Source organism: Amycolatopsis sp. WAC 04169, assembly GCF_003947535.1.
Classification (GTDB): domain Bacteria; phylum Actinomycetota; class Actinomycetes; order Mycobacteriales; family Pseudonocardiaceae; genus Amycolatopsis; species Amycolatopsis keratiniphila.
Genome location: NZ_QHJI01000035.1, coordinates 1 through 956, shown reverse-complemented (window position 1 = coordinate 956; position 956 = coordinate 1). Strand labels below are relative to the sequence as shown.

At 60.7% G+C, this 956-nt stretch carries 1 protein-coding gene and 1 pseudogene; both read left to right on the top strand.

Annotation, left to right across the window (positions count from 1 at the left end; genetic code table 11):
• The coding region (locus DMC61_RS41295; protein WP_199750235.1) for a hypothetical protein at positions 1 to 760 on the top strand (760 nt) is incomplete at its 5' end.
• Positions 761 to 831: 71 nt separating this feature from the next.
• Positions 832 to 956 (top strand): annotated as a pseudogene (locus DMC61_RS40810) (carbohydrate ABC transporter permease); the annotation flags it as partial.

Genomic DNA, 956 nt, shown 5'->3' with positions numbered 1-956 from the left:
GAGAGAGAGGAAGGGGGAAGGGGAGAAGGGGAGAAGGGAGGGGGAGGAGAGAGGGGAGAAGGAAGGAGAGAGGAGAAGAAGAAAGAGAGAAGGAAAGGGGGGAAGGAGGGAGAGGGAAGAGAGAAGAAAAGGGGAGGGGGGGGGAGGAGGAAGAAGGAAGGGAGGGAAGAGAGAAGGAAGGGGGGGGAAGAGAGGAGGGAAGGGGAAGGAAAGGGGGGAGGGAAGGGAAAGGGGAGGAAAAGGAAAAGAGGGAGAGGAAAGAAAAAGGAAAGGAGAGAAGAAAGGAGAGAGGAAGAAAGAAGGGAGGAGAGGGAGGAGGAGAAGGGGAAGGGGAGAAGAAGAGAAGGAAGGGGAGGGAAGGAGGAAAGGAGGGGAGAGAGAAGGAGAAGGGGGAGAAGAAGAGGGAGAGGAGAGGGAGAAAAAAGAAGAAGAAGGAGAGGGGAGAAAAGAAAAAGAAGAAAAGGAGGGAAGAAGGGGAGGAAAGAGAAGGAGAGAGGGAGAAGAAGAAGGGGAAGGGGGGAGGAAGGGAGAGGGAAGAAAGGAAAGGAAAAGAAAAAAGGAGGAAGGGGGAGAAAGAAAAAGGGGGGGGGGGAGAGAAAAGGAGAAGGGAGGGGAGGGAGGGAGGAGGGGGGGGAAGAGAGGAAAGAGGGGGAGGGAGAGGGGAAGGAGAAGGGGAGGGAGAAGGAGGGGGAGGGGGAAAGGGAGGAAGAAGAGAAAGGGGAGGGGGGGGGGGGGGGGGGGGGGAGGGGGGGGAGGGTGACGTGGGGGAGGGCGTGGAGCGGGGGCGGGTGGCCGGGGGTGGTGCTGGAGGGCGGCAGCCGCAGCGGGGAGGTGGGGGTGGAGAAGCTGCAGAGCGGTTACTACGTCGACTAGTCGCTGGTGCGGGCCGGAACCACCCTGGCCACCATCCCGATCCTCATCGTCTTCCTCCTCCTCGGCCGCCAGATCGTGGCCGG